Here is a 24,549-nt window from a genome sequence, read left to right on the forward strand (position 1 = left end):
GCGCGCGCGGCCCCTTCCGGGAAACGCGCGCGCCAGCGACGCCGGTCCAGGCAACCAGCGCACGCCCCGCTATTCTGGCAGAGGAAGCGCGATGTATGGCTCGGTGACCCGGCCGACGACGATGTCGCGCACCTGCTTCGAATAGTAGACCGAGCCAGATTGTGTGCTCCACGTGTATCCTACGATCGTGCCGCCGCTGTTCGCATACAGACGCATGACACCCTTCCCGACGCCCGCGTGCCACGAGCCTCGCCAGGTGAGCCGGGTGTCCGCCAGCCCGTGACCCGTGCTGCTCGAGTCCAGGATGGCGATCTCGTACTGGGTGGTCCCCGAGATGACCGGATAGGTGGCGACGCGCCGCACGGCGACGCCTGCCGAGATGGCGACGTGTCCGGTCGCCGAGCTCCCTGCCGGGTACTTGATCGCGAGGATATCGCCCGCAGCAACCTGGTCCACCGCCTGGATCTCCTCGAAGCCGATCTCGTTGACGATCCTGTCGTGGTACAGGATGGCGTTGGGGCTCGTGCTCCCGAACCACGTGGCGATGTCGTAGATGGTCAGCCCGTACGCCTGCTTGAGGACATTCGTGACGAAGGTCGTGCAGAGGCTGCGGCTCCGGTACTCGGTGGCTCCGTTCACGCCGGCCCACTGCACGTAGCTCGGGCCGGTGCCGTACTCGTTGTTCTCCGGCGCGATGTGCCTCACGACGGCATCCGCCCAGAAGAAATGGATAGGCGCTGCCACGGATTGGCCCTGTGCAGGGCGGGGCGCGAACAGGACGAGCCCCGCCAGGACGACGGTCGGGAGCGCGTGAACCAAGGATCGTGACCTCCTGCGCTTTGATGCATTCATGCTTCCCTCCAGTGTGGAGTCGACGGTTCCTCGTGGGCCTGGGACACCTGGGCGCGGCGGCGGCGCGGAGGTCGCGCCGGGCCGCAGGCAAGCGAAGTCGCGCACTAATCCATCCAACATACGCCTGTGGCTCCGCCGCAGTAAATGCCCGCGTGGGCGCCGCACACGCGCCTTGGCTGGCGCTGTTCCATCCCACCATGATTCCCTCCATCGCCGCAGCCTTCCTCCGCCGGGCGACGATGGATGATGTTTTCGCAGGGGCGCGTGCCGCTGCGCACCGCAGGCGCGCGCCCGCCGCCGGCGGGCGCGGGGCCGGCGGGAGCGAGGGCGCGGCCGTCGAGACCTCCGCAACGTGCCGGCGTCGGCGGCGGGCCGGCCAGGGGGTACGGTGGTCGATTGTCGGAAGAGCATGGTCGGCGATCGCCCCAGTCGCTCGTGACGGCGCTCGAGGAGAGGCCCCCCGGGGAGAGGGGACGCCAGCGGGGTGACGGCCTCGCCGGCGCCCTGCGAGCACCTCTCCCGGAGGGCAGGGGTCGACGCCACCGCGCCGGGGCTTGCCGCCCCGGCTGGCACGGCGCGCCGGGGCCCATGTCGGCCGTTTTCTTGACAGATCCGGCCGATTCGATTGGATGGCGGCGTGCCCCCCGCGAAGCGCGTATCGACCGCCCTCCAACCTGTCCTGACGCTCGGCGACGCGCTGGAGCACTACGCCTCCTGGCCGAGTCCCACGGTGATTGTCTCCGACGGCGCCTATGGCGTCTCCGGTTTTCCCGGCGATCCCCCGACCCACGAGGGGCTCCGCGCCTGGTATGCGCCCCACGTCGCGGTCTGGTCGGAGCGCGCCTTGCCGTCGACCACGCTCTGGTTCTGGGGGACGGAGATCGGCTGGGCGACCGTGCACCCGCTGCTCGACCAGCATGGCTGGGAGTACCGGAGCTGCCATGTCTGGGACAAGGGGATCGCCCACGTCGCGGGCAACGCGAACACGCGGACGTTGCGCAAGTTCCCGGTCGTGAGCGAGGTGTGCGTGCAGTACGTGCGCAGGGTCCTCCTGGAGACGGGGGGCGTGAGGCTGCCGCTCAAGGCCTGGCTGCGGCACGAGTGGGAGCGCTCGGGCCTGCCGCTGCGCCACACCAACGAGGCGTGCGGCGTGAAGAACGCCGCCACGAGGAAGTATTTCACGCGGTGTCATCTCTGGTATTACCCGCCGGCCTCGGCGTTCGAGCGGCTCGTCGCGTTCGCGAACGCGCACGGCCGCCCGGAGGGGCGGCCCTACTTCTCGGTCGACGGCGAGCGGCCGCTCTCCGGTCATGAATGGGCTGCGCTGCGGGCGAAGTTCCACTGCGAGGTCGCGGTGACCAACGTCTGGCATGAGCCGGCGGTCCGGGGGCCCGAGCGCTTCAAGGAGGAGTCGCGCTCGGTCCACGGCAACCAGAAGCCGCTCAAGCTGCTCGATCGCATCATCCGGGCGTCGTCCGACCCGGGCGATGTCGTCTGGGAGCCGTTCGGCGGGCTCTGCTCGGTCGCGGTGGCGGCCTTCGCCGCGGGGCGCCGCTGCTACAGCGCCGAGATCGCGCCCGCCTACCACGCCGTCGCGTCGAGCCGCCTCGCGAAGTGCGCGCCGCGGCCGCGCGTCGAGATCTCGGCGGCGTGACACCCGGGGGCATCGCCGCGTCGGCGCGTGATACCCTGCGCTGCCATGGCGACGCCGAAGATCGTGACCGTGGGAGGGGGAACGGGCCATTACACGCTCCTCACGGGCCTGCGGGACCTGAGCGCCCGGATCACCGCGATCGTGACCATGATGGACTCGGGCGGAAGCTCGGGCAGGCTCCGCGACGAGTACGGGCTCCTGCCTCCCGGTGACTTCACGCGTTGCCTCGTCGCCCTGTCCGAGCACCCGGAGGCGCTGAAGGAATTGCTCAGCCATCGCTTCCGCTCGGGGAGCCTCGGCGGGCATACCCTGCGCAACCTGATCTTCACCGCCGTGCAGGAGATCACCGGCTCGATGCCGCTCACGGTCGAGCGCCTGCACGAGATCTTCTCCGTCAAGAACCGCGTCCTGCCCGTCACGATGGATCGGGTCGATCTCGTCATGCACCTCGAGAACGACCGGACCATCCGCGGGGAGGCGTCGATTGACAGCCTCTCCGACATGCTCGATGCGCCCGTGCTCTCGGTGTATCTCGACCCCGAGGCGTACGCCTATCCAGCGGCGCTCGACGCGATCGCGGACGCCGATCTCATCATCCTCGGGCCCGGCGACCTCTACACGAGCCTCGTGCCGAACCTCCTCGTCAAAGGGGTGCGCGAGGCCATCGCGGCGAGCCGCGCCCGCGCGCTCTACGTGTGCAACTTGATGACGAAGCCCAACGAGACCCCCGGCTACACGGTGGAGGACTTCGTGGGGACCATCGCGATGTACCTGGGTGAAGCGCGGCTCGACGCGGTGCTCTATAACGACGTCTGGCCGTCCACGAGCCTAGGGAAGTACGCCTCGGCCGGCTCCGAGCCGGTCGTGACGTCGCCGGACAGGCCGCTCTGCTCCGATCTCCTCGTCCCGGCCGACTTGCTGTTCGACGGCAAGCTCATCCGGCACGATCCTCACAAGCTCTCGTCCGCGATCCTCGCGCTCGCGCGGGAGCGGTGGTGGTGAGCGCCGTCTCGCCGCGCGCGGCGAGCCCCGCGCTCCGCCGTGGTGACCGATGCGATGCGCCGCGCGCTCTCGCCGCGCGGCCGCGGGCCGAGTTGCGCCGGCAGCGGCGCCTCGTCGCCCGCTCTGCCATGGCCGCCGGCGCCTCGACCGTGGCGGGATCATTGGCCACGCCTGGCCAGGTTGCCCCATCTCACCCGGGGCGCCCGGCGCGTGATCGCCGCCTGCCGGCGGCTCAAGCCGCTGCGACCTCGCCGTTTTTCGCTCTCGCCGCTGCGACCTTCTGGATTGGTATGTGCTTCGCAAGAAACGAAGGCAGACGAAGGCAGACGAAGGCAGACGAAGGCAGACGAAGGCAGACGAAGGCAGACGAAGGCCAACGGGAGCGATCGGCTCACAGCGGCTGATCTTTTCAGGACGAGGTAAGGCGCCATGACCACCATCGGCAATGAGCAATACGCTTCGAGCGAGTACAGGAACGGCACCTACGAGGGGGCCGCGCAGGAGCCCGGTGCGCACGCGTCGCATGCGTCGCAGGGGCAGGACAGCGACGGCGGCATGCGCCTCGATGTGCTGCTGAAGCTCGCCAGGGATGTCCAGGGCAAGATCAAGGATGTCCCGTACATCGTCCCGATCGCGATCGGCGGAGCGGCGTTCGCGATCGGCGTGCTCGCGAGCTCGAAGATCCTGCGCCAGCTCACCCTCCTCGCCGGCGGCTACGTGGTCAAGTACGCGATCCAGAACGCTCCCAAGGAGGAGATCCTGGGGTTCGCGAAGAAGGTCGTGTCGGACTCGTTCCGGGCGTCGAGGGCCTGAGTGCGGGCGCGCGGCGCGCGCGGTCGACGGCTCGGCGCAGGGAGAGCTTCCGACCAGCGCCGCCGATCGCTGCGCTCTGCCCGCCTACCTGCGCAGCAGCCGTCCCCGCCGGGGTTTGCTCGTCACCACGCCGTCCTTTGCCACCACGTCCCCCGTGATCAGGACGGCGCGGATCCCCGAAGGCGGCGCATCCGCCCGCCGAGGCGTCGTGTTGTCCGCCACCGTGACCGGATCGAAGACGACGAGATCCGCCCAGTGCCCAGGCGCGATGCGCCCGACGCCCCGGAGGCCGATCCGCTCGGCGGGCAGCGAGGTCATCCGGCGCACGGCCTCCTCGATCCGGAACAGGCCGAGGTCACGGCTGTACCTCCCGAGCACCCGCGGGAACGCGCCGAATGACGCCGGATTGTGGCGGCCGCGCCGGGTGAGGATCGCGTCGGTCTCGAAGGCGCACAGGGGGTGCGAGAGCACGGCGCGGAGCGGCGCCTCGTGCTCCTCCACGCCGGAGTAGGTGTCGAGGAGGATCCGCGCCTTGCCGTCGCTGACGCGGGCCACGTGCACATAGGCATCGAAATCGCGCACGCCGAGGCGCTCGGCGAGGGTCCTGAAGTCGAGCCCTTCGAGCTCCTCGAGCTCCGGCGTCGCGCCCCAGAGCAGCCGGATGTCCGCGTAGTCCAGCCCGAGAAACAGCCGGAACATCGCGAATTCCCGCCGGAGCCGGCGGAGGACGACCGGGTCGTTGATCCGGGCGCGAAAATCATCGAGCACCCAGGCGGGGAAGAGGGCGTTCACCGTGGTGTTGCCGACCGTGTACGGGAAAGCGTCGAACGCGGCGTCGACCCCTCGGTCGACGGCCCGCTCGATCTCGCGGAGCACCCGGGCGCGGGTGGGCCACGTCCGCCGGCCGATGAAGATCTGGTGCGAGAGCTGGATCTTCACGCGGCTCGCCTCCGCGAGGCCGAGCAGCTCGCGGACCGAGCGGAGGTTGTGCGGCGGGCCGAGGAGCATCGGCGTGTAGAACGGCGAGACCCACGTGTAGGCCCGACCGTGGACCGTGAAGACACCCCCCTCGTCCGCCACCGTCCGGAGCAGGGCGAGGAGCTCCTCGTTGCGCGCGAAGACGCCGGGAGCATAGGCCAGCCCGGCCGATAGCCCGAACGCTCCCTCGCGGAGGGCGGCGCGCGTGCCCGCGCAGAGCTCCGCCATCTGCCGCGGGCTCGGGGCGGCGGCGTCGTTGCCCATGACCGCCTGGCGGAGCGTGCCGTGGCCGACCAGGACCGCCGCGTTCACGAGCAGGCCGCCGCCCTCGAGCGCGTCCAGGAACTCGCCCATCGATCTCCAGGGATAGGAGAGCGCGCCGTCTTTCAGCATCTCCGCGGCGTGCTCCACGAGCGGGATGGACGCCTCCGTGACGGGGGCGGGGGAGTACCCGCAATTGCCCGCCACCACGGTCGTGATGCCCTGCGCGACCATCGGCGCGAGGACGTCCTCGTGATCCGGCAACGCGAGGAGCCAGTCGATGTGCGAGTGGATGTCGATGAAGCCCGGCGCCACGACGAGCCCGCCGGCGTCGAGCGTCCGCCCTCCTCGGAGCGCGCCCGGACCGGCGAGGGCCACGACCTTGCCGTCCTGGATCCCCAGGTCCGCGGGGTAGCGCGGCTGGCCGCTGCCATCGACGATCGTTCCTCGTGAAATGACGAGATCGAACTCCATCTGGGGCTCCCCGCGGGATGTGGCCCATCTGTGCGGACGAGCGCGGACATGAAGGAGCGTGGCTTCTTGCGGAGCGCGCGCCAAGATGGCCTGCGCCGCCCCGGCGCCGCGCTCGCCGTGCGCCGCCCGTCACGCGGGGTCAACGTCACCGCAGAGCAGCGCGGCGAGCTCGCCGGCCTGCTCCGGCGTGGCGAGGTCAGCGGCAGCGACGGTGATCGCGCGGATCTCCTCCGCCCGGAAGCCGCGACGGCCGCGCTCGCGCTCGGGGGCGGCCGTGATCCGGACGCGCAGGAGCTCTCCGGACGCCATGACCGCGAGCTCCACGCCCTCTCCGCCGGGCCGGCCGCCGTCGCGGCGGATGGGCACCGCGACCGCGCCGCGCGCCTCGAGCGCCCGCGCGAGCCGCGCCTCCGGCGCCGCGGCCCCGAGGGGCGGGGCCGGCGCCGCGCAGCGCGGGGAGAGCGCCGTGGCGAGCTCCACGGACGCGACGGCCTCGGCGGCGCGCGTCCCGGCGCTGCGCACGGCGCGCTGCAGCCGCTCCGCGCGCACGCCGTCGCGGTCGAGCGCGGCGCGGTCCGCCGGGTCGAGCCGCACCACGAAGCGGACGAGCGCGAGCCCGGAGCTCCCCGGGATCGGCGCGGCCTCGAGCCGCGCGCGGCGGAGCATCGCCGCGCCCTGCGCGTCGCCCGACGCCTCGAGCAGCGCCGCCGCGCCGCCGAGGACCGCGTCCGGATCCGGCCGCTCCGGCGCCGAAGGGAGCGCGGCCTCCCGGTAGACCTGGTTCCACCCGCGCCCCGCGCCGGGCAGGCGCAGCACCAGCGACAGGTCGGCGAGCTCCGTCTCCGGCGTCCGGACCGCGCTCGCGAACGCGTCCTTCACCGCCGCGAGGCGGGCCGCGTCCGCCGTGAGCGCCGCGAACGCTGGCGCGTCGACGGCCAGCGCGAGGCGCGCGGCGCTCACCTCGCGCGAGCCGATCGTCCACCGCTCGGCCGGCGCGGCCAGCGCGAGCTCGGCGCCGGCGACCAGGCCGGAGAGCGCGCGCTCCCCGCGCGCCTCGAGCAGCGCCGCCACGGCGGCCTTGAGCGCGGGCAGCGCCGCGATCACGCCCCGCCCAGGCGCCCGCGCCGCGCTGTCCGCTCCTCCTCGAGCGCGGCGTCCGCCTCGAGCGCGGCCTCGGCCTCGCGCTGCGCCTCGGCGTCGACCGGGCGCTGCCCCTCGTGCACGCGCACGGGCTTCACCTCGGCGGTGGCCGCCTCCGCCATCGCCGCCGCCGTGTGCCGCACGTCGTCGTAGGGCTTCGCCAGGTCGAAGATCACCTTGGTGTTGCCGTGGCTCAGGTTGGCCAGCGCCTCGAAGCGCCTGAGCTCCATCGCCCCGGGCGAGCGCGCGAGGATGCTCGCCGCCTCGGCGAAGTTCTTCGCGCTCTCCACGTCGGCCTCGCTCTTGATGACCACGTAGCGCCGGTCGCGCTCGGCGATGGCCACCTTCGCGAGCACCTCCTGCATCTGGGGCGGCAGCGCGACGTCCTGGAGCCCGATCATCTCCACGTGGAGGCCCCACGACGCGGCCACGGCCTCGACCTGCGCGCGCACCTTGGCGGCGACCTCCTCGCGGTGCGCGAGCAGCTCGTCGAGCCGCGTCTCGCCCACCACGTCCCGCAGGACGACCTTCGCGCGGTCCTTCATCGCCAGCTCGTAGTTCTCGACGGCCAGCGTGGCCTTCTCCGGATCGACGACGCGGTAGTAGACGACCGCGTCGACCATCGTGGTCACGTTGTCGCGCGTGATCACCATCTGCTGCAGGAGATCGCGGTTCTTCATCCGCGTGTCGATGCGCCTGAGCTCCTGGATCCCCGGCAGGAACAGGGTCACCCCGGGCGACACGCGGGCGGTCAGCTTGCCGAGCGTGAAGCGCAGCGCGACCTCCCACTGGTTGATCTGCCGCAGCCCCGAGAGGAGGTAGAGGACCGCGGACAGCGCGAGCAGCGCGAGCAGCGAGAGGACCGTCGTCATCGTCGCAACTCTAGCAGAGCCGCGCCTCCCCTCACGAGGCCCCGCGGGGCGCCCACGCCGTGCTTCGCGTTGGTCTCGCCCTCCGGGCGGTGTACGCTCGCCCCCTCGATGGGTGCCGAGGCGGGTCAGGCGCTGCGCGACGGTCGCTACGTGGTCACGCGCGCCCTGGGCGAGGGGGCTCAGGGGCACACGCTCGAGGCGGTCGACAAGCGACACGGCAAGCTCGTCGCCATCAAGCGGTTCCAGATCCGCGGCGCCGCGAGCTGGAAGGGCGTGGAGCTCGCCGAGCGCGAGGCCCGGGTGCTCGCCTCGCTCTCGCACCCGAGCCTGCCGGCGTACCTCGATCACTTCGAGGAGGGCGGCGCGCTCTTCCTCGTGATGGAGAAGATCGACGGCGAGAGCCTCGGCGCGATGCGCCGCCGCGGCGCGGTGCTCGGGCGAGACGACGTCGTCCGCTTCCTGCGGGACGCCTCGGGCGTGCTCGATTACCTGCACGGCCGCGCGCCCCCGGTCATCCACCGCGACATCAAGCCGAACAACGTCATCCGCAGGCCTGACGGCTCCTTCGCGATCGTCGATTTCGGCGCGGTCCGCGACCGCATGCGGCCGGAGGGCGGCAGCACGGTGGTCGGCACCTTCGGGTACATGGCGCCGGAGCAATTCCAGGGCCGCGCGCTGCCCGCGTCCGACGTCTACGCGGTCGGGGCGACCGCGATCTGCCTCTTGACCGGCGAGGAGCCGGAGAACCTGCCGCACCGGGGGCTCGCGATCGACGTGCCCGCGGCGCTCGGCGGCCGCGCGGATCCGCGGCTCGTCCGGGCGCTGTCGGCGATGCTGGATCCCGATCCGGACCGCCGCGCCGCGCGCATCGCGCCGCTCCTCGCGGCCCTCGGCGCGCCCGGGCGTCCGCACGCCGAGCAGCCCGCCGGAGGCTCGTCCGGGCGCCACGCGCGCGCGGCCGAGCGGCGCGCCGAGGGCCGGGAGGAGCGGCGCGTCCGCGAGGAGGAGCGGCGCGCGCGCAGGCGGGAGCGCAGGGCGGAGCGGCGCGCCCGCGCGGGCCACGGGGCGCCCTGGCGCGGCCTGGACGGCCTGCCGCTCGTGGCCGCGCTGCTCGGCCTCACCATCGCCCGCATCGCGGTCGGCCTCGCGCTCGGGGTGGTCGTCCCGACGGTGCTGACGCTGCTCTCGCTCGTGTTCGGCCGGGTGCTGCGCGAGAACGCCGCGCCGAGCGTGCGCGAGGCGGGCCGCGCGGCCGAGCTCGCGCTGCTCCGCGCGATGCGCTTCGTCCGGGGGCGCCCCCCGCTGGACGACGTCGCGCCGCACCACGACGCCGCGGCGGAGCGCGTGCGCTTCGAGGACGCGGAGGCGCCCGGGCGAGCGCGCGTCCGCGGCGACGACCCCGACCTGGGCGCGGAGCAGGACGAGGCGCTCGCCGAGGGCGACGACGACCGGGCCGGGGCGGCCGCGCCGAGGCGGTCCTGGGCGGCGAAGCGCTGAGCGCGGCGCGCGCCCGCCGCCGCGCCGCGGGCGCGGGGATCAGATGCGCCCGAGCGCCGCATCGAGCCGCAGGCGGATGACCTCGGCGATCGCCTCGGCGAAGATCCTCCGGCTCATCTTCGAGCGGCCCGCGCGCCGGTCGACGAACACGATCGGGACCTCGACCACGCGGAGCCCCTTGCGGAGCGCCCGGTACGTCGTCTCGATCTGGAAGGCGTAGCCGTTCGAGCGGATGGTGCCGAGATCGAGCGACAGGAGCGCGCGCCGCGTGAACGCCTTGTAGCCGGTCGTGAGATCGCGGACGCCGACGCCGAGGAGGGTCCGCGCGTAGAGCGAGCCCCCCTTCGAGAGCACGTGCCGCCCGAGGCCCCAGCCCTCCACGCCGCCCCCCGGCATGTTGCGCGAGCCGAGGACCACGTCGGCGCCGCGGGCGATCGCGTCGAGGAAGGCCGGCAGGTAGCCCGCGTCGTGCGACAGGTCCGCGTCCATCTCGAACGCGACGTCGTAGCCGCCGTCCAGCGCGCGCTGGAACCCGTCCAGGTAGGCCGTGCCGAGCCCCAGCTTGGCCGGCCGGTGCAGCACGTGGACGCGGCGGTCACGCGCGGCGAGCTCGTCGCCGAGGGCGCCCGTCCCGTCCGGCGACGCGTCGTCGACGACGAGCACGTGCGCGTCCTCGAGCGTCCCGAGCACGGAGCGCACGAACGCGGCGAGGTTGTCTCGCTCGTTGTAGGTCGGGGTGATGACGAGGACTCGAGGGGCCATCCTGGCTCGGCGCGGCGCGGGCGGAGGCTTGTACGCGGGATCGCCCGCGCCGTCCGCGGCGCGCAGCGTGCAGCATCGCGCGGCGCCGCGCGCCGCCTCCGCGGGGTCTGCCTGCGTTCAGGCCTCCGCTTCGCTGGCCGGCACGGGCACCGGCTTGATCGAGAGCACCGCCGGCACGTAGACCGCGATCGCCTGCTCGGGCTCGCGCTCCTCTCCGCCGGCGAGGCGGTGCACGCGGTGGAGGATGTACGGCCGCATCAGCTCCTGCTTCCTCTCGGGGAGGCACGTCCCGAGCACGTGGCCGTACAGGCCCTTCAGGCCGCCGAGGCCGCGCGGCGTCCGCGCGGCGAGGTGCATCCCGCCGTCGATGCGCGCGACGGCCACGTCGCCTTCCGGCCTGGCCGCGCCCCGGATCGGGAGCACGGCCTCGTACTCCCACCGGTGCGGCGGATCCTCGCCGGGATGGCCCTTCAGGCCGAACAGCGGCTCCTCGAGGATCGTCAGCCCCTGCCGCGCGGCCGCCTCGGTCAGGCGAGCGCAGGCGGCGCGGAGCGCGGTGATCGTGAACGCGCGCTCGAGCGGCGCGACGAGCGCCCTGCACGTCTGCCGCCAGGTCTCCTCGACGTGGAAGGCGTCCGCCACCCTCGCCGGGGCCGTCGCGGGCGCGCCGCGAGCCCGCGGACGCCGCGACGGCTTCGGGGTGATCTCGTCCGACGACATCCGGACCGGGCGATCTACCAAAAGGGCCCCCCGGGCGGAAGGTCGCGTGGGCGCGCGCACCCGGCCGCTCGCCGGAGGTTGCCGGAGGCACGCGCGCCAGTTACTTTCCTCGCCCGACAGGGCGTTCGCTCTGCATCGGGCGACCGGCTGGAGCAGCCCCGGTCGACCTGTGGGGCCGCGCCTCGCGCGCCAGGATGCGGCCCGAACCTGAAGAGCGCGGCACCGACGGAGACAACCATGGCGAGCGAGAGCGACTGCGTCCTCACCTTCACCAACGAGAATTTCGAGTCCGAGGTCCTGCAATCCCCGATCCCCGTGCTCGTGGACTTCACGGCGACGTGGTGCGGGCCCTGCAAGGCGCTCGCCCCGATCGTCGCGGATATCGCGAAAGATTTTCAGGGCAAGCTGAAGGTCGGCAAGCTCGACATCGACGCTGCGCCGCAGCTGGCGCAGAAGTACGGCGTCCGCGCTGTTCCGACCTGCATCCTGTTCCAGAACGGCGAAAAGAAGGCATTTCACTCCGGCAACGCGCCGAAGACCAAGCTCCTCCAGTCCCTCGGCATCTCCTGAGCCGCAGCCGCGCGCTGGCGCCGGCGCGGCGAGCCCCGACGCGCCGGCCGCTCACCTCCCGAAGATCGCCCACCCCTCGAGCCCCTCTCCGATCAGCCGGTCGCGGCGCTGCGCACCGCGGCGCGATGTGCCGCCGGGGCCCCGCGCGCTGAGAGCTTTGCTTGACCGTCGCGCGCGAGGTGACTACGTATCGCGCCCGGCCACTTTCCCAGGAGTTCGTGATGGCGACGAAGATCGCAATTAACGGTTTTGGGCGCATCGGACGCTGCATTGTCCGCGCGCTCGTCGAGCGAGGCGTCAAGGATATCGAGCTGGTCGCCATCAACGACCTGACGGATCCCAAGACCCTCGCCCACCTGTTCCAGTACGACTCGGTCCACCGCGAGTTCAAGGCGGCGAAGGTCGGCTGGGGCGACAAGTCCATCAGCATCGGCGATCGGAAGATCGACGTCCTCGCGCTGAAGGATCCGGCGGAGCTGCCGTGGAAGAGCCTCGGCGTCGACATCGTCCTCGAGTGCACGGGCCTCTTCACGGACAAGGCCAAGGCGTCGGGGCACCTGAGCGCCGGCGCGAAGCGCGTGATCATCAGCGCGCCCGCCAAGGCCCACGACCTCACGGTCGTCATGGGCGTCAACGACCACCTCTACGACGCGCAGAAGCACACGGTCATCTCGTGCGGCTCCTGCACGACGAACTGCCTCGCCCCCGTGGCCAAGGTGATGCTCGAGAACTTCGGCATCGTCCGCGGCCTGATGACGACGGTCCACTCGTACACCAACGACCAGCACCTGCTGGACATCCCGCACCGCAAGGGCGACCTGCGCCGCGCCCGCGCCGCCGCGGTCAACATGATCCCCTCGAGCACCGGCGCCGCCAAGGCGCTCTCCGAGGTGATCCCGGAGCTCAAGGGCAAGTTCGACGGCCTCGCGATCCGCGTCCCGACCGTCGACGTCTCGCTCGTGGACCTCACCCTCGAGACCGAGAAGCCGGTCAGCAAGGAGAGCATCCACGCCGCGATGAAGAAGGCCGCCGAGTCCGGCCCGATGAAGGACATCCTCCACTACTCGGACCGGGAGCTCGTCTCGGGCGACTACATCGGCTCGCCCGCGTCCAGCACGTTCGATGCGACCATGACGTCGATCCTCGGCGACCGCTTCGCGAAGATCTTCTCGTGGTACGACAACGAGTGGGGCTTCTCGAACCGCATGATCGACCTCGCGCAGCTCGTGGCGAAGAAGGGCGTGTAGCGCCGTGAAGCTCACTGGAATCCGCTCCGTCGAAGATCTCGCCGCCGCGGGCAGCCTCAGCGGCAAGCGCGTCTTCATCCGCGTCGACTTCAACGTCCCGCTCGACAAGAAGACGGGCAAGATCACGGACGACTCGCGCATCCGCGAGGCGATCCCGACGATCAAGCTCGCCATGGAGGCGGGCGCGAAGGTCATCCTCGCGTCGCACCTCGGCCGCCCGAAGCCGGGCAAGACCGAGGGGCTCTCGCTGGAGCCGTGCGGGGGGCGGCTCAGTGAGCTCACCGGTTACGAGGTCCACCTGCCGGACGACTGCGTCGGCGACTCGCCCAAGAAGGTCATCTACGACCTCCGCGCGGGTCAGATCTGCCTCCTGGAGAACCTCCGCTTCCACGCGGAGGAGGAGAAGGACGACGAGGGCTTCGCGCGTCAGCTCGCGGAGCTCTGCGACGTCTACGTCGACGACGCCTTCGGCGCCGTGCACCGCGCTCACGCGTCGGTGCACGCGCTGCCGCGCCTCATGCGCGAGCGCGCCGCCGGCCTCCTCCTCCTGAAGGAGCTCAAGGCGCTCACCCGGCTCACCGATCGCCCGGAGAAGCCGTACGTCGCCGTGCTCGGCGGCGCCAAGGTCTCCGACAAGATCGACGTCGTCGAGGCGCTCCTCAACGTGGTCGACACCCTCTGCATCGGCGGCGCGATGGCGAACACCTTCCTCGCCGCGCAGGGCAAGAACGTGCAGAAGAGCCGGATCGAGGAGGACAAGCTCCCGCTCGCGCGCACCATCATGAGCAAGGCGCGCGATCGGGGCATCCAGCTCCTGCTCCCCGTCGACGCGGTCGTCGCCGCGGGCATCGACGCGACGCAGGGCGACACCGTCTCGGTCGACGCGATCCCCGAGGGCAAGATGGCGCTCGACATCGGGCCCGCCTCGGTCGATCTCTTCGGCAAGGCGATCGAGAGGGCGAAGACGGTGTTCTGGAACGGGCCCATGGGCCTGTTCGAGACGCCCGCCTTCTCGAAGGGCACGTTCGACGTCGCGCGCATCATGAGCGGCGCGTCCGGCTTCACGGTGGTCGGCGGCGGCGACAGCGCGGCGGCGGTCAAGCAGGCCGGCGAGCCGATCGCCAAGGGCTTCGACCACATCTCGACGGGCGGCGGCGCCTCGCTCGAGCTCATCGAGGGCAAGCGGCTGCCGGGCGTCGAGGCGCTCCGCAGCGCCGAGGTGAGCGAGTGAAACCCGGCAACGACGGGGGCACGTCCGCGGACACGGGCGCCGGCGCCCGGGCGGCCTCGCGTCGTCCGCTCATCGCCGGCAACTGGAAGATGAACGCCGGGGGGCAGGACGCCTGCCCCCTGGCCGCGGCCGTCGCCAAGGCGACCCGCGAGCTCGGCCGGGCCGAGGTGGTGGTCGCGCCGCCGTTCACCGCGATCGCCGCCGTCGCCCACGAGCTCGCGGAGGCGAAGAGCGAGGTCACGATCGCCGCGCAGAACATGAGCGCCGAGGTCTCCGGGGCGTTCACCGGCGAGATCTCCGCGGGCATGCTCAAGGACGCGGGCGCGACCTCGGTCATCCTCGGCCACAGCGAGCGGCGCCAGCTGTTCGGCGAGACCGACGAGGCGATCGCCCGGAAGGTCGCGTCGGCGATCGCCGCCGAGCTGCGCCCCATCGTCTGCGTCGGCGAGACGCTCGAGGAGCGCGAGGCGGGCGACACGCTCGCGGTGGTCGAGCGCCAGGTCCGCGCGTTCCTCGACGAGCTCGCGAAGCAGCCCGGCTTCGGCGTCATCGCCTACGAGCCGGTCTGGGCCATCGGGACGGGCAAGGTCGCGCGCGCCGAGGACGCCCAGGAGGTGCACGCGTTCATCCGGGGCCTGCTCGCGAAGGCCTCGGAGGACCTCGCCGGCGCCACGCGCATCCTCTACGGCGGCAGCGTCAAGGCCGACAACGCCGAGGCGCTGCTCGCCCAGGACGACATCGACGGCGCGCTCGTCGGCGGGGCGTCGCTCGACGCCGCCGGGTTCGCCAGGATCGTCGAGGCCGCGCACCGACTGGCGGAGCGCGCGGAACAGGGGTAGATCGCGGGCCGGTCCCCGTTCACCGCGGGGGCGCCGGCCTGCCCCACCCGTCCGTCAGCACCCCGGAATCGCCCAGCAGAAAGAAGCCGATGCTTCACACGTTCCTCAACATCCTGCACGTGTTCGTCTGTCTGTTCCTGATCCTCGTCGTGCTCCTGCAGCAGGGGCGCGGCGGCGGGATGGGCGCGGCCATGGGGGGCGCGACAGCGCAGGTGTTCGGCGGTCGCGGGGCCGGGAATTTCATGACCCGGCTCACGGCCGTCTGCGCCACGGTCTTCATGGCGACGAGCGTGTCGCTCGCCTACCTCTCGTCGGCGGGCGATCGCGAGCTGCGCGAGTTCGAGCAATCCCAGGACAAGTAGGCCCGCGTGCTACGGCCCGCTCCCGCGCCGAGGAGCGGCGCGGGCGGGGCGGAGGGCGCGGGGTCGCTCGCGGGAGGGGCCTCGGCCGGCCGCCTCGCACGCGACCTCGCCCTCGTCACCCTCGCCAAGGCCGCCGTCTCCGCGCTGGTCCTCGCCCTCGGCTTCCGGGCGGTGAGCGACGACGACTTCGCGCGCGTGGTCCTCGCGCAGGCGTGGGCCCACGCGCCCAGGCTCGACCCCACCGGGACGAGCTGGCTGCCGGTCCCGTTCTGGCTCAACGGCGCGCTCTTCCGTCTCCTCGCCCCGACGCTCGATGTCGCCCGCGCCATCGCCTTCGCGCTCGGCGTCCTCTCGGCGGCGCTCGTCTACATCGCGGCCCGCTGGATCACGGGCGACCGCCGCGCCGCGCTCGCCGGCGCGCTGCTCGCCGGCGCCTTCCCCTGGAGCGCCTGCCTCGGCGTGGCGACCGTGCCCGAGCTGCCGACCGCGGCCCTCTCGCTGTTCGCGGTGGCGTCGCTCGTCACGCCGCCGGCCGGGCCCGCGCCGCCCGCCGGACGCGCCCTCGCCGGCGCGCTCGCGCTCGTGCTCGCGACGCTGTCCCGGTACGAGCCGTGGCCGGTCGCCGCCGCCTTCGCGGCGATGGCGCTGCTCGCGGCCGCTCGCCTCGGCCAGGGCCGCGCCGCGCAGGCGAAGCTCGCGCTCGCGGCGCTCGTCGCCCTCGCCGGGCCCGCCGCGTGGATCGCGTGGAACCAGATCGCCCACGGCGAGGCGCTGCACTTCCTGGCCCGCGTCGCCTCCTACCGCAGCGCGCTCGGCCCGCGCGACGACGGCACCCTGCTGCGGCTCCTCGCGTACCCCGCCGCGATGCTCCGCGAGGAGCCGGAGCTGTTCCTGAGCCTCGCCGCCCTCGCCCTCGTCGCGTGGCGCGCGCGTCGCCGCGCCGCCTCCGGGGCCGATCGCCCGCTCCCTCCGTTGCTCCGCGCGGCCCGGCCGTACGCCTTGCCCGGCGCGATCGCCGTGCTCCAGATCGCGGCGCTCTCGCTCGCCCTCGTGCGCGACGGCGCGCCCACGCACCACCCCGAGCGCGCGACCCTCCTCGCCCTGCTCCTGCTCGCGCTCGCGGTCGGCGACCTCACGACGCGCGCGTTCCGCGGGGCGTCGACCGGGGCCCGGCGGGCGCTCGGCGGCGCCGCGCTGGGGGTGCTCCTCGTCGGCGTCGTCTTCCGCCCCCACCTGCGCCGCGAGCACTTCAGCCCGCGGGGCGACGAGGTCGCCATCGGCCGCGCCGCTGCGGCGCTCGTGGCGCCCGGCGCGCCCGTCCTCGTCGAGGTCGTCGACTATGGCCACCTCGCGACGCTCGCCGCCCTGGGCCGCCCGCGGGACGCGCACCCGGATCGCTCGGTCGATCCGCGCGATCCGCCCGTCCGCTCGAGCTTCGACGACCCCGCGTCGCTCGCGCGCCGCGCCGCCGCCGTCGGCGCGGCGTACCTCATCGGGCGCGTCAGGCCGTCCGTGATCGCCCTCGCCGGCGCGCCGCTCGCGACGCGCGGCGGGTGGGGGCTCTGGGCCGCGCCTCCGGCCGGCGGCGCGCCGCGGGCGGCGCCGGTGGGCAGCGCGCCGCGCCCCGCGTCCTCCGCAAAAGCAAGAGGAGCACCATGACCGTGTCCGGCCAGCCGTTCTTCGCCCACACCTCCGCGTGCATCGACGAGCCGTGCGACATCGGCGAGGGGACGAGGATATGGCACTTCTGCCATGTCTCCGCGGGCGCGAGGATCGGCCGCGCCTGCGTCCTCGGGCAGAACGTCTTCGTCGCGGGCGGCGCGGTCATCGGGGATGGGGTCCGGATCCAGAACAACGTGTCGATCTACGACGGCACCCTCATCGAGGACGACGTGTTCCTCGGCCCGTCCGCCGTCCTCACCAACGTCATCAACCCGCGCGCCGCGATCGACCGCCGCGCCCTCCTTGACACGACGCGCATCCGCCGCGGCGCCACGGTCGGCGCCAACGCCACCGTCGTCTGCGGCGTGACGATCGGCCGCCACGCCTTCATCGGCGCCGGCGCCGTGGTCACCCGCGACGTCCCCGATTACGCGCTCGTCACCGGCGTCCCGGCCCGCCGCGTCGGCTGGATGAGCCGCCACGGCCACCGGCTCGCCGCCTCGGCCGATGGCCTGATGCGTTGCCCCGAGAGCGGCCATCGCTACGAGCGCCGCGGCGACGTCGTCCGCTGCCTCGATCTCGACGAGGATGCGCCGCTCCCCGCGCCCCGCGGCGCGGCCACGCGCCGCTACCGGGACGTCCCCGCGGCGGAGGACCTCGACCGATGACGCCGCCGCCGGTCCCGTTCTTCGACCGCGCCCGCGCCGACCTCGCCATGCAGGGCGAGCTCGTCGCGGCGTTCCAGGGGGTCGTCCAGAGCGGCCAGTACATCCTCGGTCCGGAGGTCGAGGCCTTCGAGGCGGAGTGCGCGGCGTACCTCGGCGTCCGGCACGCGGTCGGCGTCTCGTCCGGCACCGACGCGCTGCTCGTCTCGCTGATGGCGCTCGGCGTCGGCGCCGGCGACGAGGTGGTGTGCCCCGCGTACACGTTCTTCGCGACCGCGGGCGCGATCCACCGCACCGGCGCGCGGCCTGTCTTCGCGGACGTGCTCCCGGGCTCGTTCAACCTGGATCCCGCCTCGATGGCGCGCGCGATCACCGCGCGCACCCGGGCCGTCGTCGCCGTCCACCTGTTCGGCGACTGCGCCCCGATGGACGAGATCCTCGCCGTCGCCGACGGCCGTGGCCTGCCGGTCATCGAGGACGCGGCCCAGGCGTTCGGCGCCGAGCGCGCCGGCCGCCGCGCGGGCGCGCTCGGGCGGATGGGGTGCTTCTCGTTCTTCCCGACCAAGAACCTCGGCGGCTTCGGCGACGGCGGGCTCGTGACCACCGACCGGGATGACCTGGCCGAGCGCGCCCGCGCGCTGCGCGCGCAGGGCGCTCGCCGCAAGCACCACCACACGCTCGTCGGCGGCAACTTCCGGCTGGACGCGCTCCAGGCGGCGCTCCTCCGCCGCAAGCTCCCGCGGCTGGGCGCGTCCCTCGCGCAGCGGCGCCGGCACGCCGCGCAGTACGCGGCGCTCCTCGGTCAGGCCGATCTGCCCCTGTCGTTGCCCGGCGCGGGCTCCACCGGCCACACGTGGAACCAGTACGTGATCCGCGTGAAGGACGCGTCCCTGCGCGACCCCTTGCGGGGGTTCCTCGCCGCGCGGGGCATCGGCACCGAGGTCTATTACCCGGCGCCGCTCCACCTCCAGCCCTGCTTCGCGGCGCACGGCCCCCCGGCGGGCGCGCTCCCGGTCGCGGAGGCCGCCGCGCGCGAGACGCTCGCACTCCCCATCTACCCCGAGCTCACGAGCGAGGAGGTCACCCGCGTGGCGGGCGCCGTGGTCTCCTTCTTCGTGGACCCACGCGGCTGACCCCCGCGCTGCAGCGCAGCGACCGGGCGCCTGCGCCGCGCCTCGTGGGAGTGCGACGCCCCGCGCCGTGGCGCCGGGCTCCGGCTTGCCGCGCCGCGTGAGCGGATGCTAGCGTGCGGCGCCCTCACGATGATGCCGGCTCGCGCCATCACCCCGACCCCGTCGAGCGAGTTCCTCGCGCTGGGGGTCTCCGTCCGCGAGCGGGCCGACGCGATCTCGATCGTCCACCACGTCGACGCCGACGGCACGGTGTGGGCGAGCCGAGGGCGCATCGTGCTGCGCCGGGCCCGCGGCGTCGGCGCGTTCGCGCCGTTCTGCCGCTTCCCCGCGACGATGCCGCGCGACGCCGCCGCGTTCCCGCGCCTGCTCGCGCGGGCCGCGCGCGCCGACAAGTGCAACGTCTACCGCACGTCGCGCGGCGTCGTCCTCGGGGTCCGCGCGGGGACGATCTACCGGCTCGAGGAGGGGCGCGCCCCTGTGCCGCTGAGCACCGCGCTCGCCGGCGACTGCGTCCTGCATCGTGGGATCATCGAGGACCCTCTCGGCGCCGCGTACCTCGGCGAGTACACGACGAACGAGCGCCGCGACCCGGTGCGGATCCACCGGATCACCCCCGACGGCGATCGCGTCGAGATCGCCCACGAGTTCCCCGCGGGCTCGGTGCGGCATGTCCACGGCCTCTTCCTCGATCCGTTCGACCCGGGGGCGACGTGGGTGACCACCGGGGATCGCGACGGCGAGTGCTACCTGTGGCGGACGCGCGACGGGTTCCGCACGATCGAGCGGATCGGGGACGGCACGCAGCGCTGGCGCGCCGTGCAGCTGTTCTTCACCGCGGACCACGTGTGCTGGTTGACCGACTCCGAGGTGACCCAGAACCACGCCTGCCGGTTCGAGCGGCGCTCGCTCGCCCTCGAGGTGGGCTGCGAGATCCCTGCCTCGGCGTGGTACGGGGCCCAGCTCCCGGGGCCGGTGCTGCTCGCGCTCACCGTCGTCGAGCGCGGCGCCGGGATCCGCCGCGACACGGCGGCCATCCTGGCCAGCCGCGACGGGATCACCTGGCGGGAGCTCGCCTCCTTCCGCAAGGATCGGTGGCGTCCCTACTGGTTGTTCAAGAACGGCGTCCTCGCCCTGCCGTCCGGGCGCCTCAGCCTGGACGACCTCTGGTTGAGCGGAGAGGCGCTCGTGGGCCTGGACGGGAGCAGCCTCCGCATCGCGATCGACGGAGGCTTGCCGTGACCGCGCGCGATCGCGTGCTCGCGGCGGTCCGCGCGGTCGCCGCGTGGATCGACGACCCCTCCCGCGGACGCGAGCGCCGGCGGCGTCTCGCCGCCGCGCTGCGGCGGGCGGCTCCGGAGGCGGCTGCCGCCGCGCCGGCGCGCGCCGCAGGCCCCCTCCGCCCGGTGCTGGAGCAGCGGAGATGGCGCGCCGGCGCCTGTGCCGATCTCGAGGCGGCCCTCGCCGCGGGCGACCCGCGCGGCGCCGAGGAGCTCGAGCGGCTGCTCCGCCACGTCGAGCTGCGCCGCGGCGACGCGCTGGCGGAGATCGAGCCTCCGCAGGATGGCGCCGGCGTCGCGCGCGAGCGGGCCGCGGTCTGCTCGCTGCTCGCGCGGCAGGCGCCGGCGCGCCGCGACGTTCGGCTGCTCAACGCCGCCCTCAAGCTCGCCGATCGCTTCGCGCCGAGGGCGCCGCGGCTCCTCGGAGCGGCGGCGGCGGCCGACTGGGCCAGGGCGCTCTCGGACGTCGAATCCGCGCTCGCGGAGCTGGAGAGGCAATGCGCATCGCGCTGCTAGCGCCCGTTCACACCAGCATGTACGCGCGCCTGCTCGCGTGGCGGCTCGGCCGCGCGGACGGCATCGAGCTCACCGACGTGCTGCTGCGCGCGCCGTTCCAGGCCGAGCGCCTCCGCGACGAGCTCCGCCTCACCACGCCGGGGCGCGTGCTGGCCAAGGTGGTCGGCAAGGTCCTCGTGGGCAGCCTGTCCGCCCCGCGCGAGGGGGAGCGGTCCGTGCGGGATATCGCCGCCGCGGAGGGCCTCCCTGGCTCGTCGCTGCGCGACGTGTGCGCGGCGATCGGCGCGCGGTTCCACGTGGTCCGCAACCACAACGACGAGCGGTCGCTCGCGGTGCTCCGCGCGGCGTCGCCCGACCTCATCGTGTTCGCGGGCGGCGGGCTGCTCCGCGCCCCGGTGCTCGCGATCCCCCGGATCGGCGTCCTCAACGCCCACGCGGGCGCCCTGCCCAGGTACCGCGGCATGGACGTCGCGCTGTGGCCCATCCTCGAGGACGGCCCCCCCGAGCTCGGCGTCACCGTGCACCTCATCGACACGGGCGTCGACACCGGGCCCATCGTGCTGGTCGAGCGGTTCTCGCTCGAGCCCGGCGACGATCACGCCGCGGTGATGCGGCGCATCGAGCGCATCGGGCTCGAGCTCATGCTCCGCGCGGTGCTCGGCCTGCGCGACGGGACGCTCACGCCCACCCCGCAGCCCGCGGACGCGGGGCGACAGCACTTCGTGATGCACCCCGCCATCGCCGCGATCGCGGCGCGGCGTCTCCGGGCGCTCGCCGGCTGACCGCGCCGCGGAGCCGGCGTCGCGGCGAGGGGGATCCGCCGGCGGCGGCCGGGCCCATTCCTCCTTCCTCACCGGCGCCCTGCGCGCCGGGCGCTGACCCCCCTCACGCGCGAGATCGGTCGCCCGCGCTCCCGCGCGCGCCCCACAGGCGCCCGTCGCGCCCGTCGGGGACGCCCTTCAAGGCGCCCCCCGACGGCCGGGCCGCGCGGCTCGACCTGTGCTAGACGTGCGCGCCATGAGCGTCGAGGTCGGCATCGTCGGACTGCCCAACGTGGGCAAGAGCACCCTGTTCAACGCGCTGACAGCGGCGAAGGCCGAAGCGCAGAATTACCCGTTTTGCACGATCGAGCCGAACGTCGGCGTGGTCCCGGTGCCTGACGATCGCCTCCCGCTCCTCGCAAAGTACATCAAATCCGAGAAGATCCTCCCGGCCATGGTGCGGGTGGTCGACATCGCCGGGCTCGTGCGCGGCGCGAGCACGGGCGAGGGGCTGGGGAACAAATTCCTGAGTCATATCCGTGAGGTGGACGCCATCCTCCACGTCGTCCGCTGCTTCACGCTCTCCGACGTCGTGCACGTCGACGGCGGCGTCGATCCGATCCGGGACATCGACACCATCGAGACGGAGCTGATGCTGGCGGATCTCGGCTCTCTCGAGGGGAGCCTGGAGCGCCTGAAGCGGCAGGCGAAGGGCGACAAGGAGCTCCTCCCGAAGATCGCGCTCATGGAGCGGTGCCTCGAGGCGCTCCAGGCCGGCAAGCCGATCCGCGGCATCCCCTTCGACGACGAGCAGCGCAAGGTGGTGAAGACGTTCGGCCTGATCACGGCGAAGAAGGTGCTCTACGTGGCGAACGTCGACGAGTCCGACGTGCTCGGCACGGGCCCGCTCGCGGCGAAGGTGCGCGAGCGCGCCGCCTCCGAGGGCAGCGGCGTGGTGCCGGTCTGCAGCAAGCTCGAGGCGGAGCTGAACGAGCTCGCGCCCGACGAGCGCCAGGAGATGCTCGAGAGCCTCGGCATGAAGGAGCCGGCGCTCGCGACGCTCGCGCGGGAGGCCTACCGGCTCCTCGGCCTGCAGAGCTACTACACGGCGGGCCCCAAGGAGATCCGCGCCTGGACGATCCCGATCGGGTGCACGGCGCCGCAGGCCGCGGGCGTGATCCACAGCGATTTCGAGAAGGGCTTCATCCGGGCGGAGGTCTACAAGGTGGACGACCTCGTCGAGCACAAGACCGAGGCCGCCATCCGCGCCGCCGGCAAGCTGCGCGTCGAGGGCAAGACGTACATCTTCCAGGACGGCGACGTCGCGCACTTCCTCTTCAACGTCTGATCGTCAACGCCTGATCCGTCTGCCGGCCGCGCCCGCCCGCTGCGCCCCGCGTGCGCGGCCGGCGCGGCACCCCCGTTGCTGCACGAGCGCCCGCGCGAGCGCGGTGCGCCGGCCACGACCGCCGGCGCGCGCCTGCCTCGCGCAGGAGGCAGGACGGTGCCGGGGGCGAGCGGCCGCGCGTGGGGTGTGCTGGTTCTTCTCTCGTCGGGGGGCGCCGCGGCGGGCTGCGACGCCGCCTCGGCCGACCTCCCGCCCGGGGAGGCCGGCGCTCCGGGCGGCGCGGCGACCGGGCCAGGCTCTGCGCCGCCTGGCGCGTGCGCGCTGCCGCGCGGGTTCTCGCGCGGCGCGCCGGCCCGCTTCCCCGCCATGTCCAGCCCCGTCCTCGGCCACAGGCTGTCCGGGGCCCCGGACGGCGACGTCTTCGGCCTCTACCTGCGGTCGACGGTCGCGTTCTGTGGGCCCGACGAGGCGCCGTATTTCCTCCGCTACCGCTTCTACCTCACCGGCCCGCTCGCGGGGCGCTGGCTGCGCCCGCCGCTGGTTCAGCCGATCTGACGCCGCCGCGTCCGGTTTTTTGACCCCCTGGATCCGCTCGGCTACCTCCGATGTCCTCACGAGACGAAAGGACGATCGTTTGGGCGCACTCAAAGGATCCATCTCATTCTCGAAGTTCTATGTGCGCGGCGACCTGCCCGAGGGGTTCCGCGACAGGTTCGTCGAGCGAATCCGGCTCCGCGCGTTCCGGCCGCTCACGGTCGAGGAGGACGAGGAGCAGCGCGCCGGGTGGTGCTCCATCGAGAACCCGCTCGACTGCGAGCTCGATCACAACAAGATCTTCTTCAACTCGTACCTGAACCTCGGCCTCAGGACCGATCGCTGGCAGGTGCCGGCGGCGCTCTTCAAGGCGCACTTCGCCGAGGCGGAGCGGGAGCACCTCGCGAAGCGCGGGCGGGACAAGCTCGGGCGGCGCGAGAAGGAGGAGCTCCGCGCGGTCGTGTCGAAGAAGCTCCGCGCGCAGCTCATCCCGGCGATGAAGGTCGTGGATCTCTCCTGGAACCTGGAGGCCGGCGTCGTGCGGTTCTGGAACCAGTCGCCGCGCGCGCACGAGGGGCTGTCCGAGCTCTTCGAGCAGACCTTCGAGCTCGAGCTGGTGCCCGAGAGCCCCTACACGGCCGCCCGCGAGCTCGGCCTGACGAGCGAGCAGCAGGGCGCCTTCGAGCTCCTCAAACCCACCGTCTTTCACGCAGAGTCCACCGCTGGAGGTGCCCTGTGGGCCTCGCCGAGCTGATCGAGCAGCGCCGCTTCGTCGGCCGTGAATTCCTGGTCTGGCTCTGGTTCGAGAGCGAGCTCTTCGAGGGGCGCTTCTCCCTGGACGCCGTCGGCGCCTGCGAGCTCTGGCTCGAGGGGCAGATCACGCTCGTGCAGGAGAAGGAGCAGAGCCGGCTCAAGGGCGCGGCCCCGAGCAGCGCCCCCGAGGCCCACGAGGCGCTGCGCCAGGGCAAGCTCCCCTCGCAGGCGCGCGTCCGCATCACCCGCGGGGAGCTCGAGTACGCGTTCCTGTTCAACGCCGACGCGTTCGCCCTCTCGGGCGTCCGGATCCCGAGCGTCGTGAAGGACGCCGTGGACGAGCAGTTCTACGAGCGCATGTTCCTCATCGAGGAGCTCGAGACGCTCTTTTCGGCGCTTTACGGCGAGTTCCTCGCCCTCCGCCTCTCGGCCTCGTGGGAGACGGCGGTGGTGCCGTTCATCCGCGCCTGGGTCCGGGGCGAGCCGGTCGATGAGGCCGCCTACCAGAAGATCCGGGCCAAGCTCGCCCCGGTCCGCGGCGCGGCCAGGTCGAGGACGACCCCGCCGCCGTCCGCGGGCGCGCCCGAGCGCGCCGCGCGTGGCGTCGCCTGAGCCCCCGGTAGCGG

25 protein-coding genes are annotated in these 24,549 nt (G+C 73.3%); 19 read left to right on the forward strand and 6 right to left on the reverse strand.

Annotated features, from left to right (window positions below):
- Positions 1 to 69 precede the first annotated feature (69 nt).
- Positions 70 to 744 carry a hypothetical protein gene (locus WMF31_RS04590; RefSeq protein WP_436600762.1) on the reverse strand — a complete coding sequence of 225 codons (675 nt, stop codon included), beginning with the start codon at positions 742 to 744 and terminating at the stop codon, positions 70 to 72.
- Between the two features lie 745 nt (positions 745 to 1,489).
- On the opposite strand from WMF31_RS04590, the gene WMF31_RS04595 reads away from it, so the two are divergent.
- The 3 genes from WMF31_RS04595 (at position 1,490) to WMF31_RS04605 (ending at position 4,321) form a co-directional block, all read left to right on the forward strand.
- Positions 1,490 to 2,506, forward strand: coding sequence for a DNA methyltransferase (locus WMF31_RS04595; protein ID WP_436600763.1), 1,017 nt, complete (start codon positions 1,490 to 1,492; stop codon positions 2,504 to 2,506).
- Positions 2,507 to 2,551: 45 nt separating this feature from the next.
- Positions 2,552 to 3,508, forward strand: coding sequence for a gluconeogenesis factor YvcK family protein (locus WMF31_RS04600; protein WP_436600764.1), 957 nt, complete (start codon positions 2,552 to 2,554; stop codon positions 3,506 to 3,508).
- 429 nt (positions 3,509 to 3,937) lie between these two features.
- Entirely contained in the window at positions 3,938 to 4,321 is a 384-nt protein-coding gene (locus WMF31_RS04605; protein ID WP_436600765.1) for a hypothetical protein, read from the forward strand.
- Positions 4,322 to 4,405: 84 nt separating this feature from the next.
- Here WMF31_RS04605 and WMF31_RS04610 read toward each other — a convergent pair whose 3' ends face one another.
- The 3 genes from WMF31_RS04610 to WMF31_RS04620 all read right to left on the reverse strand — a co-directional run bounded on the left by WMF31_RS04610 (position 4,406) and on the right by WMF31_RS04620 (position 8,046).
- Positions 4,406 to 6,034, reverse strand: coding sequence for an N-acyl-D-amino-acid deacylase family protein (locus tag WMF31_RS04610; RefSeq protein WP_436600766.1), 1,629 nt, complete (start codon positions 6,032 to 6,034; stop codon positions 4,406 to 4,408).
- Between the two features lie 129 nt (positions 6,035 to 6,163).
- A complete protein-coding gene (locus WMF31_RS04615; protein ID WP_436600767.1) occupies positions 6,164 to 7,138 on the reverse strand; it encodes a hypothetical protein in 975 nt (324 codons plus the stop codon).
- Entirely contained in the window at positions 7,135 to 8,046 is a 912-nt protein-coding gene (locus WMF31_RS04620) for an SPFH domain-containing protein (protein ID WP_436600768.1), read from the reverse strand. The genes WMF31_RS04615 and WMF31_RS04620 overlap by 4 nt, the downstream gene beginning before the upstream one ends.
- 108 nt (positions 8,047 to 8,154) lie before the next feature.
- On the opposite strand from WMF31_RS04620, the gene WMF31_RS04625 reads away from it, so the two are divergent.
- The gene (locus tag WMF31_RS04625) at positions 8,155 to 9,543 is read left to right on the forward strand and encodes a serine/threonine protein kinase (RefSeq protein ID WP_436600769.1); all 1,389 of its coding nucleotides are present in this window, start codon (positions 8,155 to 8,157) and stop codon (positions 9,541 to 9,543) included.
- 39 nt (positions 9,544 to 9,582) lie between these two features.
- Here WMF31_RS04625 and WMF31_RS04630 read toward each other — a convergent pair whose 3' ends face one another.
- Both WMF31_RS04630 and WMF31_RS04635 read right to left on the reverse strand, forming a co-directional pair.
- The gene (locus WMF31_RS04630) at positions 9,583 to 10,305 is read right to left on the reverse strand and encodes a polyprenol monophosphomannose synthase (protein ID WP_436600770.1); all 723 of its coding nucleotides are present in this window, start codon (positions 10,303 to 10,305) and stop codon (positions 9,583 to 9,585) included.
- A 117-nt stretch (positions 10,306 to 10,422) separates the two neighbouring features.
- Positions 10,423 to 11,025, reverse strand: coding sequence for a hypothetical protein (locus WMF31_RS04635; RefSeq protein WP_436600771.1), 603 nt, complete (start codon positions 11,023 to 11,025; stop codon positions 10,423 to 10,425).
- Positions 11,026 to 11,262: 237 nt separating this feature from the next.
- Between WMF31_RS04635 and trxA the strand changes: the two genes are divergently transcribed.
- From trxA to WMF31_RS04710, 15 genes are all read left to right on the forward strand, one after another.
- Positions 11,263 to 11,595: a thioredoxin gene (trxA, locus tag WMF31_RS04640; protein WP_129353311.1), complete on the forward strand. Its 333-nt coding sequence runs from the start codon at positions 11,263 to 11,265 to the stop codon at positions 11,593 to 11,595.
- Between the two features lie 221 nt (positions 11,596 to 11,816).
- Positions 11,817 to 12,842, forward strand: a complete 1,026-nt coding sequence (gap, locus tag WMF31_RS04645; protein ID WP_436600772.1) for a type I glyceraldehyde-3-phosphate dehydrogenase — start codon at positions 11,817 to 11,819, stop codon at positions 12,840 to 12,842.
- Between the two features lie 4 nt (positions 12,843 to 12,846).
- Positions 12,847 to 14,073, forward strand: a complete 1,227-nt coding sequence (locus WMF31_RS04650) for a phosphoglycerate kinase (protein WP_129353307.1) — start codon at positions 12,847 to 12,849, stop codon at positions 14,071 to 14,073.
- The gene (gene tpiA / locus WMF31_RS04655) at positions 14,070 to 14,912 is read left to right on the forward strand and encodes a triose-phosphate isomerase (protein ID WP_129353305.1); all 843 of its coding nucleotides are present in this window, start codon (positions 14,070 to 14,072) and stop codon (positions 14,910 to 14,912) included. The genes WMF31_RS04650 and tpiA overlap by 4 nt, the downstream gene beginning before the upstream one ends.
- An 89-nt stretch (positions 14,913 to 15,001) precedes the next feature.
- Complete coding sequence (gene secG / locus WMF31_RS04660; protein ID WP_129353303.1) at positions 15,002 to 15,274, forward strand: preprotein translocase subunit SecG; 273 nt, start codon at positions 15,002 to 15,004, stop codon at positions 15,272 to 15,274.
- Between the two features lie 6 nt (positions 15,275 to 15,280).
- Positions 15,281 to 16,933 carry a hypothetical protein gene (locus tag WMF31_RS04665; protein WP_436600773.1) on the forward strand — a complete coding sequence of 551 codons (1,653 nt, stop codon included), beginning with the start codon at positions 15,281 to 15,283 and terminating at the stop codon, positions 16,931 to 16,933.
- Positions 16,930 to 17,604 (forward strand): acyltransferase, encoded by a 675-nt coding sequence (locus WMF31_RS04670; protein WP_436600774.1) that lies wholly within the window; start codon positions 16,930 to 16,932, stop codon positions 17,602 to 17,604. The genes WMF31_RS04665 and WMF31_RS04670 overlap by 4 nt, the downstream gene beginning before the upstream one ends.
- Positions 17,601 to 18,734, forward strand: a complete 1,134-nt coding sequence (locus WMF31_RS04675; RefSeq protein ID WP_436600775.1) for a DegT/DnrJ/EryC1/StrS family aminotransferase — start codon at positions 17,601 to 17,603, stop codon at positions 18,732 to 18,734. The genes WMF31_RS04670 and WMF31_RS04675 overlap by 4 nt, the downstream gene beginning before the upstream one ends.
- Positions 18,735 to 18,863: 129 nt before the next feature.
- Entirely contained in the window at positions 18,864 to 19,973 is a 1,110-nt protein-coding gene (locus WMF31_RS04680) for a hypothetical protein (protein WP_436600776.1), read from the forward strand.
- Entirely contained in the window at positions 19,970 to 20,527 is a 558-nt protein-coding gene (locus WMF31_RS04685) for a hypothetical protein (RefSeq protein ID WP_436600777.1), read from the forward strand. The genes WMF31_RS04680 and WMF31_RS04685 overlap by 4 nt, the downstream gene beginning before the upstream one ends.
- On the forward strand, positions 20,509 to 21,309 hold the full coding sequence (locus tag WMF31_RS04690) for a formyl transferase (protein ID WP_436600778.1): 801 nt from the start codon (positions 20,509 to 20,511) through the stop codon (positions 21,307 to 21,309). The genes WMF31_RS04685 and WMF31_RS04690 overlap by 19 nt, the downstream gene beginning before the upstream one ends.
- 235 nt (positions 21,310 to 21,544) lie before the next feature.
- The gene (gene ychF / locus WMF31_RS04695) at positions 21,545 to 22,636 is read left to right on the forward strand and encodes a redox-regulated ATPase YchF (RefSeq protein ID WP_436600779.1); all 1,092 of its coding nucleotides are present in this window, start codon (positions 21,545 to 21,547) and stop codon (positions 22,634 to 22,636) included.
- 156 nt (positions 22,637 to 22,792) lie between these two features.
- Positions 22,793 to 23,191, forward strand: coding sequence for a hypothetical protein (locus WMF31_RS04700; RefSeq protein WP_436600780.1), 399 nt, complete (start codon positions 22,793 to 22,795; stop codon positions 23,189 to 23,191).
- A gap of 79 nt (positions 23,192 to 23,270) precedes the next feature.
- Positions 23,271 to 23,924 carry a hypothetical protein gene (locus WMF31_RS04705; protein ID WP_436600781.1) on the forward strand — a complete coding sequence of 218 codons (654 nt, stop codon included), beginning with the start codon at positions 23,271 to 23,273 and terminating at the stop codon, positions 23,922 to 23,924.
- The gene (locus WMF31_RS04710) at positions 23,906 to 24,535 is read left to right on the forward strand and encodes a hypothetical protein (protein ID WP_129353283.1); all 630 of its coding nucleotides are present in this window, start codon (positions 23,906 to 23,908) and stop codon (positions 24,533 to 24,535) included. Before WMF31_RS04705 ends, WMF31_RS04710 begins: the two co-directional genes overlap by 19 nt.
- Positions 24,536 to 24,549: the final 14 nt, after the last annotated feature.

This window comes from Sorangium sp. So ce1036, assembly GCF_051369805.1.
In the GTDB taxonomy this organism is placed as follows: domain Bacteria; phylum Myxococcota_A; class Polyangia; order Polyangiales; family Polyangiaceae; genus Sorangium; species Sorangium cellulosum_F.

Bases quoted from the DNA above. Each gene is read 5' to 3' on its own strand.
- WMF31_RS04600 (WP_436600764.1), top strand. From the start codon at position 2,552: ATGGCGACGCCGAAGATCGTGACCGTGGGAGGGGGAACGGGCCATTAC.
- WMF31_RS04605 (WP_436600765.1), top strand. From the start codon at position 3,938: ATGACCACCATCGGCAATGAGCAATACGCTTCGAGCGAGTACAGGAAC.
- WMF31_RS04610 (WP_436600766.1), bottom strand. From the start codon at position 6,034: ATGGAGTTCGATCTCGTCATTTCACGAGGAACGATCGTCGATGGCAGC.
- WMF31_RS04620 (WP_436600768.1), bottom strand. From the start codon at position 8,046: ATGACGACGGTCCTCTCGCTGCTCGCGCTGCTCGCGCTGTCCGCGGTC.
- WMF31_RS04625 (WP_436600769.1), top strand. From the start codon at position 8,155: ATGGGTGCCGAGGCGGGTCAGGCGCTGCGCGACGGTCGCTACGTGGTC.
- WMF31_RS04630 (WP_436600770.1), bottom strand. From the start codon at position 10,305: ATGGCCCCTCGAGTCCTCGTCATCACCCCGACCTACAACGAGCGAGAC.
- WMF31_RS04635 (WP_436600771.1), bottom strand. From the start codon at position 11,025: ATGTCGTCGGACGAGATCACCCCGAAGCCGTCGCGGCGTCCGCGGGCT.
- trxA (WP_129353311.1), top strand. From the start codon at position 11,263: ATGGCGAGCGAGAGCGACTGCGTCCTCACCTTCACCAACGAGAATTTC.
- gap (WP_436600772.1), top strand. From the start codon at position 11,817: ATGGCGACGAAGATCGCAATTAACGGTTTTGGGCGCATCGGACGCTGC.
- secG (WP_129353303.1), top strand. From the start codon at position 15,002: ATGCTTCACACGTTCCTCAACATCCTGCACGTGTTCGTCTGTCTGTTC.
- WMF31_RS04670 (WP_436600774.1), top strand. From the start codon at position 16,930: ATGACCGTGTCCGGCCAGCCGTTCTTCGCCCACACCTCCGCGTGCATC.
- WMF31_RS04675 (WP_436600775.1), top strand. From the start codon at position 17,601: ATGACGCCGCCGCCGGTCCCGTTCTTCGACCGCGCCCGCGCCGACCTC.
- WMF31_RS04680 (WP_436600776.1), top strand. From the start codon at position 18,864: ATGATGCCGGCTCGCGCCATCACCCCGACCCCGTCGAGCGAGTTCCTC.
- WMF31_RS04690 (WP_436600778.1), top strand. From the start codon at position 20,509: ATGCGCATCGCGCTGCTAGCGCCCGTTCACACCAGCATGTACGCGCGC.
- ychF (WP_436600779.1), top strand. From the start codon at position 21,545: ATGAGCGTCGAGGTCGGCATCGTCGGACTGCCCAACGTGGGCAAGAGC.